At 54.8% G+C, this 16132-nt stretch carries 12 protein-coding genes; 11 read left to right on the top strand and 1 reads right to left on the bottom strand.

What is annotated here, in order from left to right:
• Positions 1-28: 28 nt before the first annotated feature.
• The 3 genes from EAV92_RS11045 to EAV92_RS11035 all read left to right on the top strand — a co-directional run bounded on the left by EAV92_RS11045 (position 29) and on the right by EAV92_RS11035 (position 3941).
• Positions 29-1786 (top strand): DUF5605 domain-containing protein, encoded by a 1758-nt coding sequence (locus EAV92_RS11045; protein WP_123041137.1) that lies wholly within the window; start codon positions 29-31, stop codon positions 1784-1786.
• A gap of 22 nt (positions 1787-1808) precedes the next feature.
• Positions 1809-3083, top strand: coding sequence for a prolyl oligopeptidase family serine peptidase (locus tag EAV92_RS11040; protein WP_123041136.1), 1275 nt, complete (start codon positions 1809-1811; stop codon positions 3081-3083).
• Positions 3084-3341: 258 nt separating this feature from the next.
• Positions 3342-3941, top strand: a complete 600-nt coding sequence (locus EAV92_RS11035) for a histidine phosphatase family protein (RefSeq protein ID WP_164472730.1) — start codon at positions 3342-3344, stop codon at positions 3939-3941.
• A 64-nt stretch (positions 3942-4005) separates the two neighbouring features.
• Here the strand turns inward: EAV92_RS11035 and EAV92_RS11030 are convergent, their stop codons facing one another.
• The gene (locus EAV92_RS11030) at positions 4006-5073 is read right to left on the bottom strand and encodes a LacI family DNA-binding transcriptional regulator (protein WP_123041134.1); all 1068 of its coding nucleotides are present in this window, start codon (positions 5071-5073) and stop codon (positions 4006-4008) included.
• Between the two features lie 233 nt (positions 5074-5306).
• On the opposite strand from EAV92_RS11030, the gene EAV92_RS11025 reads away from it, so the two are divergent.
• The 8 genes from EAV92_RS11025 (at position 5307) to EAV92_RS10990 (ending at position 16085) form a co-directional block, all read left to right on the top strand.
• Positions 5307-6740: an L-fucose/L-arabinose isomerase family protein gene (locus EAV92_RS11025; RefSeq protein ID WP_123041133.1), complete on the top strand. Its 1434-nt coding sequence runs from the start codon at positions 5307-5309 to the stop codon at positions 6738-6740.
• A gap of 19 nt (positions 6741-6759) precedes the next feature.
• Positions 6760-7605 carry a transketolase gene (locus EAV92_RS11020; protein ID WP_123041132.1) on the top strand — a complete coding sequence of 282 codons (846 nt, stop codon included), beginning with the start codon at positions 6760-6762 and terminating at the stop codon, positions 7603-7605.
• Between the two features lie 2 nt (positions 7606-7607).
• Positions 7608-8546: a transketolase family protein gene (locus EAV92_RS11015; protein WP_123041131.1), complete on the top strand. Its 939-nt coding sequence runs from the start codon at positions 7608-7610 to the stop codon at positions 8544-8546.
• An 11-nt stretch (positions 8547-8557) separates the two neighbouring features.
• Positions 8558-10063, top strand: coding sequence for a glycerol kinase GlpK (gene glpK / locus EAV92_RS11010; RefSeq protein WP_123041130.1), 1506 nt, complete (start codon positions 8558-8560; stop codon positions 10061-10063).
• Positions 10064-10145: 82 nt separating this feature from the next.
• The gene (locus EAV92_RS11005) at positions 10146-11951 is read left to right on the top strand and encodes a sensor histidine kinase (protein WP_123041129.1); all 1806 of its coding nucleotides are present in this window, start codon (positions 10146-10148) and stop codon (positions 11949-11951) included.
• The gene (locus tag EAV92_RS11000) at positions 11929-13116 is read left to right on the top strand and encodes a response regulator transcription factor (RefSeq protein ID WP_123041128.1); all 1188 of its coding nucleotides are present in this window, start codon (positions 11929-11931) and stop codon (positions 13114-13116) included. Before EAV92_RS11005 ends, EAV92_RS11000 begins: the two co-directional genes overlap by 23 nt.
• 159 nt (positions 13117-13275) lie before the next feature.
• Positions 13276-14748: a DUF5605 domain-containing protein gene (locus EAV92_RS10995; protein ID WP_123041127.1), complete on the top strand. Its 1473-nt coding sequence runs from the start codon at positions 13276-13278 to the stop codon at positions 14746-14748.
• A gap of 17 nt (positions 14749-14765) precedes the next feature.
• The gene (locus tag EAV92_RS10990; protein WP_123041126.1) at positions 14766-16085 is read left to right on the top strand and encodes an ABC transporter substrate-binding protein; all 1320 of its coding nucleotides are present in this window, start codon (positions 14766-14768) and stop codon (positions 16083-16085) included.
• Positions 16086-16132 lie beyond the last annotated feature (47 nt).

The following is a 16132-nucleotide window of genomic DNA, read 5'->3' as shown; positions in this document are numbered from 1 at the left end:
AGGCGAAATTGGGAAGGAGAATCATTCAATGGCATTGACCGAGAAAACCCGCCTCGGCTACATTTTGAAAAACGAAGCGGCACGCGAAATCCTGATCCGGCGGTTGCCGAGTTTGCAATCCGTTCCGCCGCATATTCAGTCGCTCATGAAGAGCTTGACCTTGGAAAAGGCCTATGCCTTTCACCAAGAAGAATTGGGGCAGCCGAACTGGGTCGCCGAAACGATCGCGGAGTTGGCCGGCGTAACGTCCCATTACGATGATACGCAGCCGGAACCGGAGATCTTGCCGTCCGCCGATTACGAACCGTCCAGCGTTCCGTTGGCATCCGCAAGTTTACGATCGCCTAACGAGGCCGAGCAATGGGGGATATACGAAATCGAGTTGAAAGGTCCGAGTCATGGCAACCCTTATACGGACGTATCCCTTGCCGCCGAGTTCAGGTCTGGCAGCAAAACCGTCCGCATGGCCGGATTTTACGACGGCGATGGCGTATACCGCATACGCTTCATGCCGGACGTACAGGGCTCGTGGTCATTTCGAACGGTAAGCAACGCCCGTTCGCTGAGCGGCATCGAAGGGGCTTTCCGGGTGCTTCCGCCTTCCCGCGGCAATCACGGCCCCGTTCGCGTTAAAGATACGTATCATTTTGCTTACGAAGACGGCACGTCCTATATCCCGGTCGGCACTACGTGTTATGCTTGGACGCACCAGGGGGAGGAACTGGAAGAGCAGACGCTGGAAACGTTGAAAGCTTCTCCTTTCAATAAAATGCGAATGTGCGTGTTTCCGAAGTCTTATTTGTTCAACCAGAATGAACCGGTCCATTACCCCTTCGAGGGCTCCTTGGAGCAAGGGTGGGACTTCACCCGGTTAAACCCCGTCTATTTCCGTCACCTGGAGAACCGGATCGCCGATCTGGGCAAGCTCGGCATCGAAGCGGATCTCATCCTGTTCCACGCCTACGACCGTTGGGGTTATTCGGAAATGAGCCCGGCGGCAGACGATCGCTACCTTCGCTATATCACGGCCAGGTTGTCCGCATACCGCAACGTATGGTGGTCGCTCGCTAACGAGTATGATTTGTTGTGGAACAAGGAATCGGCCGATTGGGAACGCTTCGCCGAGATCGTGACGGAGAACGATCCCGCCCGTCATCTCATTTCCAATCATAACTGTTTCGCCTTCTACGATTTCAGCAAGCCATGGGTCACGCATTGCAGCATTCAGCGGGTCGACGTTTACAAAACGTCCGAAGCGACGACCGAATGGCGGGAGAAGTGGAAAAAGCCGATCGTGATCGACGAATGCGCGTACGAAGGGGATATCGACCAGGGCTGGGGCAACATTACCGGTGAAGAAATGACGCGGCGCTTCTGGGAAGGCGCGGTTCGCGGCGGTTACGTCGGGCATGGGGAAACCTACCTGAATCCGGAGGAAGTCCTCTGGTGGTCCAAAGGCGGAAAGCTGACGGGAACGAGCCCGGACCGAATCGCCTTTCTCCGCCGCATTACCGAAGAAAGCCCGGGAGGCGTGCTGAATCCGCTGCCGTCCGATTGGGACGCACCGTGCGCCGGCGTGAAGGACGAATACTATTTGTACTATTTCGGCTTCAACCAGCCGCGGTTCCGGAATTTTAGCCGCAAGCCGGGAACGAAGTACGGGGTGGAAGTCATCGATACCTGGAACATGACGATCGATCGGCTTCCCGGGACGTATGAAGGATCGTTCCGCATCGAATTGCCCGGAAAGCCATTCATGGCCGTAAGACTCACGAAGGTGGAATAGTACGCAATCGGAGGGTTGAAGAATGGGGAAAATCTACTACACGATGACGGAGATAACGGATTACGGTCCGTTTATTACGAAGCTGGTGCTTCCGATGGGCGCGAACGTGAAGGCGGAATCGGTTAAGCCGGCATGCTTTCATGTCTATGTGGAACGGAAGGATAAAAAGGGAGAAATCCTGATGCTGCCAAGGAGTTGGACGGACTTGGAGCATAAGGAGCCTAGCAAAGGGAATGGCGCGATCACCGATGCTTATCCTTCCAGTATCGATGGGGAACGGCAAGAAGAAGGCGAATTCGTGACTCTCGAAATGAAGTACGGTCCGGATGTCCCCTTATCCGCTTCCATTGCGCCTATTGGAATGATGAACGAATATATCATCAGCCATTACCGAATTACGCAAGTTGCGGATATTCCGTCGGAAGGGGAGAATCTGTCGGGTTTCGTATTCGACCTGTGTGCGGGGAATTCGACAAAGCAGGCGGAGAAGTTTTTGCAAGGGATCTCTTCTTACGCGGAGGAACCGCTGAATTACGGTTACTTCGTGCCCCAAACCGGAAACGGAAAGCGGCCGCTGATCATCTGGCTGCACGGAGGCGGGGAAGGCGGGACCGATCCGGCGATTGCCTATACGGGCAACAAGGTCGTGAATTTGGCAGGCGACGACATTCAGGCCAAGTTCGGCGGAGCTTTCGTATTGGTTCCGCAGGCCAAGACCTTCTGGCTGGACGACGGCAGCGGCCAATACGGAAGAACGGGGAAGTCCAAGTACGTAAAAGCATTAAAAGCGCTGATCGATGAGTTTATCGCCAACAATGATACGTCAATCGACATGAGCCGGATCTATATCGGCGGCTGCTCCAACGGCGGTTTCATGACCATGCGGATGTTGCTGGATTATCCGCATTTCTTCGCGGCGGCTTATCCGGTATGCGAAGCGCTTTACGATGAAGTCATTCGCGACGAAGATATCGAGGCAATTAAACATTTGCCGATTTGGTTTACTCATTCCAAGGACGATACCATCGTCAAGCCGGAAGAAACGGTCGTGCCTACCTATGAACGCTTGATGAGGGCCGGAGCGGGTAACGTGCATTTCTCCTACTTCGAACAAGTCGTCGATCTTCATGGTCTGTTTACGAATGAGCATGGGGAACCGTACACGTATCATGGGCATTTTTCCTGGATCTACGCCCTGAACGACGATTGCCGCCTCGACTATGACGGGAAACCGGTCATGGTGGAGGGCAAGGAAGTATCCTTGATGGAATGGCTGGCTGAACAAAAGATGGCCTGACCGCAGACAAGATCCCGTCCTTCACGTGAAAGGCGGGGTCTTTTTCGTGGAGGGGAGAGAACGCATGGACAGATCGGAGCTGGATTCATTTCTTCGGCAGAAGACGGAGCTTGAACAGTTTTTATTGAAGCATCCTGATGTTAAATTGGCTTCCCTTGCCATAAAAGATACTCCACAAGGACGCAAGGTAAAGGAGCTTTTTTCGAGGAACGAAGAGCACGCGGCGACACCGGCTACGTCGAGAAGGGTAAGCAAAAGTTGACGATCTATTTGGTTCGGCACGGCGAAACTCTGTTTAACGTGAACGACCGCATGCAAGGCTTCTCCGATTCCCCGCTGACGGACAGAGGAATCCAGGTTGCGGAAAAGCTCGGTCAAGGCCTGAAAAACATTCCCTTTACCGCCGTCTATAGCAGTACAAGCGAACGGGCGACGGATACCGCCGATTTGATTCTGAAAGGGCGAAACATCCCCGTGCAGACGGACAAAAGGCTTCGTGAAATCAACTTCGGGTCATGGGAAGGCGAGCACGGGCAGAAGATAATGAAAGAGCATCCGGATCTGTGGACGAATCCCGAGTCTTTTAAGGCAGTCGGTGGAGAGACGAATGCAGAATTATATGCCCGGACGCAAGCTGCATTGAATGACATCGCGAATGCGAACAAAGAAAAAGGCGGCAATATTCTCGTCGTTTCACATGGCGTTACGATCTTGAATTTCGCGCTGACTCTAGATCCGAAAAGCTGGAATCCGGCCAAGCAAGGCGGCCTTCCGAACGCCAGCGTAACCAAGCTGGAGTGGGAAGACGGGAAATTCAAAGTCGTGTCCGTGGGCGACACGAGCTATACGAACCCTTAATTTGCACGGAGCACCCATTCCGATAATGGAATGGGTGCTCCGTTTTTTGATATTTGATTTACGTTCAACCATTCGCCAAACTCGTTGCCGTAGCCGGGGCCGGTGCCCGTGACGACATTCTCTCGATAAACTGCGTATCCACCATGATCTTGGACGTCACGGCGGCGCCCGATACGATAGATTCTATAAGAAGGTCCACGGCCAGATGCGCCATGCGTTCTTTTTCCACGTGGACGGTCGTGAGCTCGGGCGAGACGATCATCGCTTCGGAGATGTTGTCGAAGCCGACGACGGAGACGTCGTTCGGCACCCGGAATCCGAGCTCGGTTAACGATTTGATCGCGCTGATGGCGATATAATCGCATTCGCAGAACAAGGCAGCCGGCAGGGCAAGCCCCTTATCCAAGTAGGCGGACAGCTGTTTTTTCAATTCGTCCTGCGAGGACAGGATGGTGGGGGCGACCGAAAACACTTTTTCTTCGTCCAACTCCACTCTGGTTTCCCGAAGTGCCTGCATGAATCCCACGCGGCGGTCGTCAAAGTTGCGGATCCGGATGTCCGAAGCGATGTAGCCGATGTCGCGGTGGCCGAGTCCGCACAAATGTTTTCCCGCCTGGTACCCGCCCATCACGTTGTTGATTTGAATGAACGGGATCGGGAGCGTTTCGAAACAGGTGTCCAAAACGACGAATGGGGTGCTCATGCTATCCGTGACTTGCTCCAGGAGCTCTTTGTTCAAATTGGTTCCGAGCAAAATGACGCCGTCGCTGCGTTTTTCATCCGTGACTTTTCGAATTCCCTCTTGAACGTTCAGCATGTCTACGGAACTGAAAAGCAGCGAATAGCCGTGGGCTCTGCAGCGTTCCTCGATGAAATGAATCAGTTCACGGAAGAAGGGCTGCTGATAATACTGCTCCAATACGATTCCGGAATTCGCGAATACGAGAAAGGTGATCGAACCGGCCTGCTGATCGCGCGGGGCGGTTTTCGTTTTGGGTTGGTAGCCGTGCTCATTGGCGATTTGGAGGATTCGTTCCCGGGTTTCGGGTCCGATGCCGGGTTTGCCGTTGAGCGCCAAGGAAACGGCCGCTTTGGAAACCCCCGCCAGCCTGGCGATGTCGTCCAATTTCAATGTGGAATCCCTCGATCCGAGAAGTTTAGTAAGTTTAGTTTACAGTTAACACGGTTTAGAAGCAAGCGATTCATGATATTGTTTACTAAATTCACATAAAAAATAAATAAACATGATACTAAATTGAACTAAATATCGTTGACCAAGTTCAATTTTGGTGTTAAATTTGGCTTGTGGCAATTAAACGTTTATTACTGTTAAGTTAAGTTTAGTTCAAAGGGAGAGGGCTACGGATGAAAAAATTGAAGTTAGGCTACGCGCCGACACGCCGTTTCGTTTTCAGTGCGGAAGATGCTTTCCGTTACAAAGTGCTGATCAAGGAAAAAATCGAAAGCTTCGGCCTCGACATCGACATCGTCGACCTGGAAGGACTGAACCAGGAAGGTCTGCTGTACGACGACCACATTAACGCCGATTTGATCGCCGAGCGGTTCCGCCAGGAGAACGTGGACGCCGTATTTTTCCCGCATTGTAATTTCGGAACGGAAGATACGGTCGCCCGGGTAGGCAAAGCGCTGGGCAAGCCGGTATTGCTGTGGGGCCCGAGGGACGAAGCGCCGCTCGAAGACGGGATGCGCCTTCGCGATACGCAATGCGGACTTTTCGCGACCGGTAAAGTGCTGCGTCGCTTCAACGTTCCTTTCACCTATGTCACGAACAGCAGGGTGAACGACCCCGTTTTCGAACGAGGTTTCACGAACTTCGTCGCGGCAGCCAACGTCGTCCGCCAGTTCCGCAGCCTCCGCATTCTGCAAATCGGTCCTCGCCCGGCTTCTTTCTGGACGATGATGTGCAATGAAGGGGAGCTTCTTGAGCGCTTCGGCATCGAGATCCATCCCATCACGCTGGTGGATATCCAACGCGCTTCCCAGCGGATCGAGAAAGGCAACAGCTCCGAGCTGGCGGAAGCGATCGACTACATCAAGGCGAAGCTGGATTGGTCCGAAGTGACCGAAGCCGACGTCAGACGGATCGCCGCATTGAAAGTCGCGATGAAGCAATATGCCGTCAGCACGGGCAGCACAGCGATCGCGATTCAATGCTGGTCCTCGTTGCAGGATGCGATGGGCATCATGCCTTGCTTAGCGAACGCCATCCTGACCGACGAGCAGATTCCGGTCACCTGCGAAACGGACATTCACGGCGCGATTACCTCGGTCATGGTGCAAGCAGCGACGATGAACCAGCATCCGACCTTTTTCGCGGACCTGACGGTTCGCCATCCGGAAAACGCGAACGGAGAGCTGCTGTTCCATTGCGGCAATTTCCCGGTTTCGCTGTCCGTAGAAGACAAGCCGAAGCTCCGTAAACATTTTCTGTTCGACGACCACTCCCCGGGTACGCATGAGGGTGAAATCAAAGGCGGGAACATGACGCTGGCCCGCTTTGACGGAGACCACGGCGAATATCAGCTGTTCCTCGGCAAGGCGCGCGGCATCCAAGGTCCTTACACTCGCGGCTCGTATGTATGGGTCGAAGTGAACGACTGGCCGCTGTGGGAAGAAAAATTGGTCAAAGGTCCTTATGTCCATCATTCCGTCGGCATTCATGCGAACGCGATCCCGGCCTTATACGAAGCTTGCCAATACATTCCGGGGCTGACTCCCGATCCGGTCGATCCGACCGAAAAAGAAATCCAAGCCTGGCTGCGCGGTGCAGGCCTGTAAGGCGGAAGGAGGACTGGATATGGAAACGAGCGCGTTGAAAGCCAAAGCCGCCCAAATCCGAATGGATTTGCTCACAATGATTCACGGCGCCAAGACCGGCCATACCGGCGGTTCGCTCAGCAATACCGATATTTTAACGGCACTTTATTATCGAGTCATGAAAATCGATCCGGCGCGTCCCAAATGGGAAGAACGAGACCGTTTTATGGCCAGCAAAGGCCACTCGGTGGAATCTCTCTGGTGCATTCTCGCCGACCGGGGATTTATTCCGAAAGAAGAATTGAAGACGTTCAGCCAGTTCGGCACGCGCCTGATCGGTCATCCCAACAACAAGGTGCCGGGCATCGAAATGAACACGGGCGCGCTCGGACACGGCCTGGCGATCTCCGTCGGCATGGCGCTGGCGGCGAAGCGGGACAACAAAAGCTATCGCGTATTCTGCCTCATGGGCGACGGAGAGCAAGCCGAAGGTTCGGTCTGGGAAGCCGCGATGGCGGGAGCGCATTATAAGCTGGACAATTTGGTCGGCATTATTGACCGCAACCGGCTGCAGATCAGCGGCTCTACGGAAGATGTCATGGGGCTGGAGCCGCTCGAAGAGAAATGGGCCGCGTTCGGTTGGAACGTCGTCTCGATCGACGGCAACGACATGGATGCGCTGGTGAATGCGTTCGAAGCGGTGCCGACCGTTCCGGGCAAGCCGACGCTCGTCATGGCCAATACCGTCAAAGGCAAAGGCGTATCTTTCGCCGAAAATGTTCCGCACTGGCACCATCATGTGCCGAACGATGAGCAGCTGCAGCACGCGCTTGCGGAACTGTCGGCGGAACTGGAGCGTTATCAGCAGGAAGGGCAGGTGCGTTAATCATGGCGAATTCGATTCCGAACCGGCAAGTCATTTGCGATACGCTCTTGGAGCTCGCGAAGGAAGACCGAGACATCATGGTACTGGCCAGCGACTCCAGAGGGTCCGCCGCCATGGCGACGTTCGCCAATGCGTATCCGGATCAGTTCGTGGAAGTCGGCATCGCCGAGCAGAATATCGTCGGCATTTCGGCCGGGCTTGCGCACAGCGGCAAGAAACCGTTCGTCACGTCGCCGGCCTGCTTCCTCAGCATGCGGAGCATCGAGCAAATCAAGGTGGACGTCGCTTATTCGGCGACCAACGTCAAGCTGGTCGGCATCAGCGGCGGCGTCAGCTACGGCGCGCTCGGCATGTCCCACCATTCCGTACAGGATATCGCGGTCGCCCGCGCCATTCCGGGACTCGCCGTTATTTTGCCGGCCGACCGGCATGAAACGAAAAAGATGACGGAAGCGCTCGTTGAGCATGAGGGCGGCGTGTACATCCGCATTGGTCGGAACCCTGTCGAGGACTCTTATGAGTCCGAAGATTACGAGTTTGTCATCGGCAAAGCGGTTACGATGCGGGAAGGCAGCGACCTGACGATCATCGCCGCAGGCGAAACCGTACGGGTCGCGCTCGACGCGGAAGCCGCGCTGAAGGAAGTGGGCGTTTCCTGCCGTGTCCTCAATATGCACACGATCAAGCCGCTGGATGAAGAAGCGATCCTCAAAGCAGCCGAGGAAACCGGACATATCATTACGGTGGAAGAACACAGCATTCACGGAGGACTGGGCGCCGCGGTCGCGGAAGTGGTGGTTCAGCACAAGCCCGTGCCGATGCGGATCCTCGGCATCCCGGACGAACCGGCCATTGCCGGCAAAACCTCGGAAGTCTTCGAGCATTACGGGATTTCCGCCGCCAACATCCGGAATATCGCGCTCGACTTGATCGGGAGATAGGACGGAGGACCATGGCCAAGTATATTCTGGCGATCGACCAGAGCACGGCGGGAACGAAGGCGCTCGTAGCGGGCCAAGACGGAAGGATCCTGGCCAAACGAAGCGCGGATCACCGGCAGATCTACCCGAAGCCGGGCTGGGTGGAACACGACCCTCTCGAGATTTACGAGAACGTGAAAAGGACGGCCAAGGAAGCGCTGGAGGCGGCGGGTCTATCGCCTGCCGATCTGGCCGCCGTCTCGATCACGAACCAGCGGGAAACCGCTGTGTTATGGGACCGCACCACTGGCAAACCCGTCTGCAATGCGATCGTGTGGCAATGCCAGCGAACCGCCGACCGGTGCGCGGAACACCGGGCTGCCGGCCATGAACCGGCGGTGAGGGAGCGGACGGGTTTGAGGCTCGACCCCTATTTCTCAGCGGCCAAATGGGGCTGGATGCTGGAGAAAGTGCCGGAAGCCCGGCACGTTTTAGAAAAGGGGAACCTGCTCGCCGGCACGGTCGACAGCTGGCTGATCTGGAAACTGACGGGCGGCCGGGTGCACGCGACCGATTACACGAACGCCAGCCGAACTTCGCTGTTCAACATTCATGCCTTGCGGTGGGACGAAGGCATGTGCCGGCTGTTCGGGGTTCCGGCCAGCCTTCTTCCCGAAGTCCGCTCGTCCGACGAAGGCTTCGGGTTTACGGAAGATCCGGATCTGTTCCCGGATCGAGTCCCGATTTCGGGTATCATCGGGGATTCCCAGGCTGCCTTGTTCGGGCAGCTGTGTCTGGAGCCCGGCATGGCGAAAGCGACTTACGGCACGGGAACATCGGTGCTCATGAATACCGGAGAGAAACCCGCCGCATCGGACAACGGTCTGGTGACCGCCGTCGCTTGGGGAAGAAGCGGCAAGGTGACGTACGCTCTGGAAGCCGTCATCCGCAGCTCCGGCGACAGCATCAAATGGGTGCGGGACAATCTGGGGCTGTTCAGTTCGTTTGAGGAACTGGATGCCATGTTAAGGCAGACGCCGGATAATGAAGGCGTCTACCTCGTGCCTGCCTTCGTCGGATTGGGAGCCCCGTACTGGGACCCTTACGCGAGAGCGGCGGTTATGGGCATGAACCGTTCCACGGGCAAAGCCCACATCGTCCGCGCCGCGGTCGAGAGCATCGCGTACCAGGTACGCGACGCTGCGGACATGATGGAGAGGGAGACGGGAATCCCCTTAAAGAAGCTGCACGCGGACGGCGGAGCGTCCGGCAATCCGCTGCTGATGCAGTTCCAGGCCGACATGCTGAATCTTCCCGTGTCGAAATCGGAGGTTGACGAGTTATCGGCAATGGGATCGGTCTATTTGGCGGGACTTGGCGTCGGCTATTGGAGCTCGATCGAGGAGATCCAAAGTTTCGCGCAATCCGGCCGTTTGTATGAACCCGCAATGGAAGCCGCCGAAAGGGAACGGCTGTATGCCGGTTGGAAGCGTGCTGCGGCTTCCGTGTTAAGTGGCCGAGTCAACCAGGCACAATAACGGCATTCCCTCCCAATCCGCAGCGGCCGGTCCGCCGGATTGGGATTTTTGCGTTATGAGTCGTTTCCAGGGAGGTGCTCGTATGCCAGGCTGGAAAAACAGCCTTTTTCGCACCAAATTACTCATTCTGTTCATTCTTTTGAGCAGTATACCCGCTTTGTTAATCGGCGGGATCGCTTACCAGAAATCGTCCGGTACCTATCACAAACAGACGGAGCAGGATCTGAGTGTCATCCTGGACCAATTGAGCACATCCATCGAACGGCAAATCGGAGACTTCGACCGATTTACGATTTTGCCCTATTATTTGCCGGACATCTTTCAATTTTTAAACAAGCCAGCCGTTTCCGAGGATCAATGGGGGACGGCTGAAATCCAGGCGCAGCGGACAATGGCGCGGCTGATGAGCGCTTACCCTTCGATTAATTCGTCCATCGGCGGATTAATGATCTACGGCATGAACGGTACTGTAAACGGTTATAGAATAGCCGCCCCCCCTACCCTTAATCCGCAGTCCAATGCGAAGTCGAGCGATTGGTATCGGCATGTCGTGGAGCGCAAGGGCGGATTCGTCATTACCGGCATTCAGGATATCGATGCTTTCAAGGGTGCGTCGTTTAGATCGATCATCGGATCTCGCATGCTGATGGACGAGGACTATCACCCGCTTGGCGTCATCGCGATTTTCATTTCTCCGGAATTCATTCCCAAGCTCGTCCAATCCCTGGAGCTGCCCACCGCCCAGGTTGTGGTGAAGGACAAGGAAGGGAACCTGATTTACGCCTCCCATCACTTCATTGCGGAAAATCTGAAGTCGATCGCAACGAATGATAACAAAGGTGCCTGGGAGACCAAAGTGAATGAAGGAGGCGAAAACGTCACCTACAGCGGCGTGTTTCAAGAAAGCAGTTACTTGGGATGGGACATCTATCTGGGCATCAACCGCGACGAAATGCTGAAGGCAAGCCGCTCCATTCGGGATTATACGATTGTCATCGCGGCCGCACTCATGATCGTTGCCGCCTTGCTTTCCTGGCTGCTCGCCCGCAACTTGTCGCAGCCGATCTCCAAGCTGATCCGCTCCATGCGCGAAGTGGAACTGGGCCACTTTAATTTCCCTAGAACCGTCAGGGAAGACGAGATCGGCCTGCTGGAGAAAAGCTACGGTAGAATGGTGGGCCGACTGCAGGAGCTGATTCAATCGATCGCCGACAAGGAAAGGCAGAAGCGGCATGCGGAGCTGTACGCGCTGCGGGCGCGCATTCAACCGCACTTTTTGTACAACACGCTGAACTCCATCCGGATGCTGGCCATCCTGCAGCAGTCCAATCAAATCGCCAAACTGATTCAATCCCTCAATAAGCTGCTGAGAGCCAACATGAAGTTGGACGCCGAACTGGTTTCGCTTGAGGACGAGATTCGGCTGCTTCGGGATTATACGCTCCTCATGGACCTTCGCTATACGAACGTGTTTGACGTGGAGTGGGACATCCCGGCGACACTGCTTAATGCCTCCGTCCCTCCGATGCTGCTGCAGCCGTTGCTCGAGAACGCGATCTTCCACGGAGGGAAGGGTCTCGCCCGCAAACTGAAAATCGTCGTCACGGCAAGGCGCGAGCTTGCAAACGATTCTCTGAGCATCGATATCGTGGATGATGGTGCAGGTTTTAACGGGAATGCTTTGGATTTGAAAGTTCGACCCGAAGAGGATTCGAATTCCTTCCATATCGGACTGCGAAACGTACAGGAGCGCATTCAGCTGCGCTTTGGGGAGGAATACGGGTTATCCGTCAAACGCCGGAATGACCGGACCCATGCCCGGGTTACGATGCCTTACCGCATATTGGAAACGGAGGGTGACGCGAATGTGGAATCTGTTGGCGGTTGAAGATGAGTCGATCGTGAGAGTCGGCCTTCGCTATATGATCGAGTGGGAGCAGTTCGGCATTCGTTGGAAAGCCGAGGCATCCAACGGAGAGGAGGCGCTTCGGCTCCTCGACGCCGATGACATTCATATCGTGATGACCGATATCCGGATGCCCGGGATGGACGGGTTGGAATTGGCCAAACAAATCAAGTCGCGCAAGCCGGCCGTTCAGATCATTTTTCTTAGCAGTTACGACAATTTTTCGTATGCCAAAGAGGCACTTCGCATCGGAGCCGTCGATTATTTGCACAAGCCCACCATGGATGAAGACGAAGTGTCGGGCGTGCTGCGCAAGGTCATTGAGATTCTCGGGCAATCCCAATCGGTGCATGAAAAATCGAAGCCGCACTTGAACGAAACACAAAAAAACGAATACTTTTTGTCGCTTCTCGACAGCTACACGTTTCCGAATGCCCCGTATACTCCCGAACTGGAACATGCGGCTTCGCCTGACGGTTACCGGTTAATCTCATTTCGCAAGCGGGATGACGCGGTGCAGGACGAGCCGGATGGCGGCCACCTCCGGTTTCTGTCCATTCTATATCTGATCCAGGAATATATCTCGAAGGATTGGGGCGGGCTTGTCTTTCACCGTGATCACAAAGAAATCATCTGGATTGCACCGGTCGATTCGGAAAAGAGGGCTGTACAAGCCGACACGGAGAAATATTTGGAAAATTTGCGGGAGAAAGTGCTGCAGTTGCTGAATGTTGCCTTGTTATACTCCGCCAGTCCCATGTACCGCCGGCTCGAGGAGTTGCCGGAAGCGTACATTCAGGCCTTGCTCCGGTCGCCGCTGAACGAGCAGAGCGATAATCTCATCGTGCGAAAATCCAAAGAGTTCGTTGACAAGCATTTGCTCGAGGACATTACGCTGGCCAAAGTGGCTGCGGCCATTCACGTCAGTTCCGGCTATTTAAGCCGTGTGTTCTATAAGGAAATCGGAGAGAATTTCAGCGATTACATCATCCGCAACAAACTGGAGTATGCGCAGAAGCTGCTTCGAGCGACGAACCGCAAAGTCTACGAAATCGCCGCCGATATCGGTTATTCGAATCCGCATTATTTCAGCAAGCTGTTTAAGGAAAGAGTCGGGTTGACCCCGCTGGAGTATCGCAACCGCTGATCAAAAAAACATAGGAATTGTCATCGATCGTCTATCCGGACGGTCGATTCTGCTCATAAGACATTTATACAAGTGAAATAACGAAACGAAAGTGCCGTTTAAGCTTCTACGAATCAGGGAGCCGCCTCTATACAATGAAATCAAAGGAGGGGGCGAGAAATGGCTCATAACATCGAAACCGAACGCTGGGGCAGATTCGAGCTCCGGACAAGCGGGCCAAGCGGCGGCAATCCCTATGCCGATGTCCGATTCTCGGCAAAGTTCCGCTATGGAAACCGCACCGTGGATGTGTCAGGTTTCTATGACGGAGACGGGCATTACGTCATAAGGTTCATGCCGGATACGACCGGCGAATGGACATTTGAAACCGATAGCAACATGCCGGAACTCGCCGGAATACGCGGCTCGCTGATCTGCACGGAGCCTTCGGCAAGAAATCACGGGCCCGTCGGAGTGGATCGCATCCATCACTTCGCGTATGCAGACGGAACGCCGTTCCATCCGTTTGGGACAACCAGTTATGTGTGGAACCATCAACCGGAGCAACTGCAGGAACAAACCCTGCAGAGTTTAAGCAAATCTGCTTTCAACAAGATTCGTATGTGCGTATTTCCGAAGCATTACGATTATAACCACGCAGAACCGGAGCGCTTTCCATTCGAGGGATCCCTGGCGCAGGGATTCGACTTCTCAAGGTTCGATCCGTCTTACTGGCGCAAGCTGGAAAGTCAGATTGAAGCGCTGCAAGGGCTCGGCATCGAAGCGGATCTCATTTTGTTTCATCCTTACGACCGTTGGGGATTCGCCAAGATGAGCGCCGAGGAAGACGACCGCTACTTGCGATACTTGATGGCGAGATTGTCCTCCTTCCGCAACGTTTGGTGGTCGCTCGCGAATGAATTCGATTTGATGCATGCCAAGACGATGCAAGATTGGGACCGCTTCTTCCGGGTCATCCAGGAAAACGACGCCAATCAGCATTTGAGATCCATCCACAACTGGCATCATCCGGGACTGCATTACACCAGCAATGCTCATTGGTACGATCACGGCAAGCCGTGGGTCACTCACGTAAGCATCCAGCATCACGATTTGCACTTCGTTACCGATTGGCGCAAGTTGTACCGGAAGCCGATCGTTGTGGACGAATGTCGCTACGAAGGCGACTTGAACCATGGATGGGGCAACATCACGGGACAGAAAATGTTGGCCTGTTTCTGGGAAGGAGCGGCAAGGGGCGGCTATGTGACCCATGGGGAAACGTTTCTGAATCCGGAAAACGTGATCTGGTGGTCGCACGGCGGCAAGCTTCGCGGAGAAAGTCCGGCACGAATCCAATTTCTCCGCAGCATCATGGAAGCGGGGCCGCAGCTTGGAGAAACGGCTGTTGACTTCGAATGGGATGCTGCGTCGGCCGGTGTAGACGGAGAGTATTACCTCGTTTACTTCGGTGAAAGCCGTCCGGGATACCGGATTCTGAATTTGCCGGAAGGCGTCACGTTTACAGTTGATCTCATCGATACTTGGGAAATGAAGGTTACGAAATTGCCGGGAGAGTATGCCGGGACGTGCCGGGTCGATCTGCCGGGCAAAGCGTACCAAGCTTTGCGCATTCAAAAAGTGAAGAAATGATGAGGGGGATATCATTCATGAAAAAGCTCTATTCCGTCACGCTCATGATGTTGGCCGCGGCGCTCATCGTCGCCGGATGCGGTTCGAAGTCAGATAACAGCAGTACTGAAAGCGCTTCTCCTCACAATTCGGCGAGTTCCTCGGCAAGTGCTTCACAACCGGCGTCCGGCGAGAAGGTCAGCATTTCCTTCTGGACCTTGAACCAAGGTTGGGAATGGGTGGAGCCGGCTATCGCCGATTTCGAGGCGGCCAATCCCAATATCAAAGTCGAGTTGACGAAATACGAAGTCGATCCGATTAAAGAAGCTCTAAAAGTGGCGGCAAGCTCCAAAACGCTTCCGGACATTTGGTTTACCTGGGGCGGCACGCTCGGCTCCTTCTATCCGGAGAACGGCATGACGATGGATCTGACGCAAACCGCGAAGGAACACCAATGGTCGGAAATCTACAACAAGGCCGCAATCGACATGTCCACGTATGGCGGTAAAGTGTCCGGCATTCCGGTTCACTTGAACGTGCTGGGCATGTGGTATCCGAAGAGCGTTTACGAGAAGCTGAGCCTGAAAGCTCCGACCACGTTCGCCGAATTCGAAAGCCAGCTTCAAGCGTTGAAAGACGCCGGCGTTACTCCGATGGCGTTCGGCAGCAAAGGCGGATGGCACACGATGCGTTTGACCGAGCAATTGATCGAAACGTTCGGCGGCGCGGAATTGCATGATAAGCTGAACAGCCTCGAGGCTTCCTGGAATGATCCGGCTGTCGTCAAAACATTCGAGAAATTGAAGGAATACACAGACAAAGGCTACTTCCCGAAAGGTTACGTTTCTTTGGACCCGACCGAAGCGGAGAACCTGATTTACACCGAGACAGCCGGCCTCATTAACGAAGGCACCTGGTTCGACGGCGTCATCGCCGGTCAAGGTTTTGACAACAAGAAGTTCGGCGTATTCAAATTCCCGAATGACCAGAAGCCGTCCCGCGCGTCCGTATTCGCGGAAATGTTCCAGATCAACGGCGCATCCGACCCGGCGAAGCAAGCGGCCGCCGTTAAGTTCGGCGAATATCTGACCAGCGCTGACGTCGTCAACAAATATATCGAACAGTACGGGTCCCCGGCGACGCTGAAAGTCACGTTGTCCCCGAACACGCCGCACTTGAAAGAGATGCTGGACAGCGCTAACGACGGCGGTTTCCTGATCACCGACCAAGCGCTGCCGCAGGAAGTGGCTCAAAAGCTGTTCGAAGCGCAGGATAAAGTGGCTCTGAATGAATGGACGCCGCAGCAAGCGGCGGAAGCGATGCAAAAAGCGGCGGAAGCGTACAAGAGCAAAAAATAACGATGGTTTTACGGGTTCACCGATTCGCCAAATGCATAACACGATCG

This window comes from Cohnella candidum (genome assembly GCF_003713065.1).
Lineage (GTDB): Bacteria > Bacillota > Bacilli > Paenibacillales > Paenibacillaceae > Cohnella > Cohnella candidum.
Note: the sequence above shows the minus strand (reverse complement) of the source record. Positions and strands in the feature narration are given on the sequence as shown.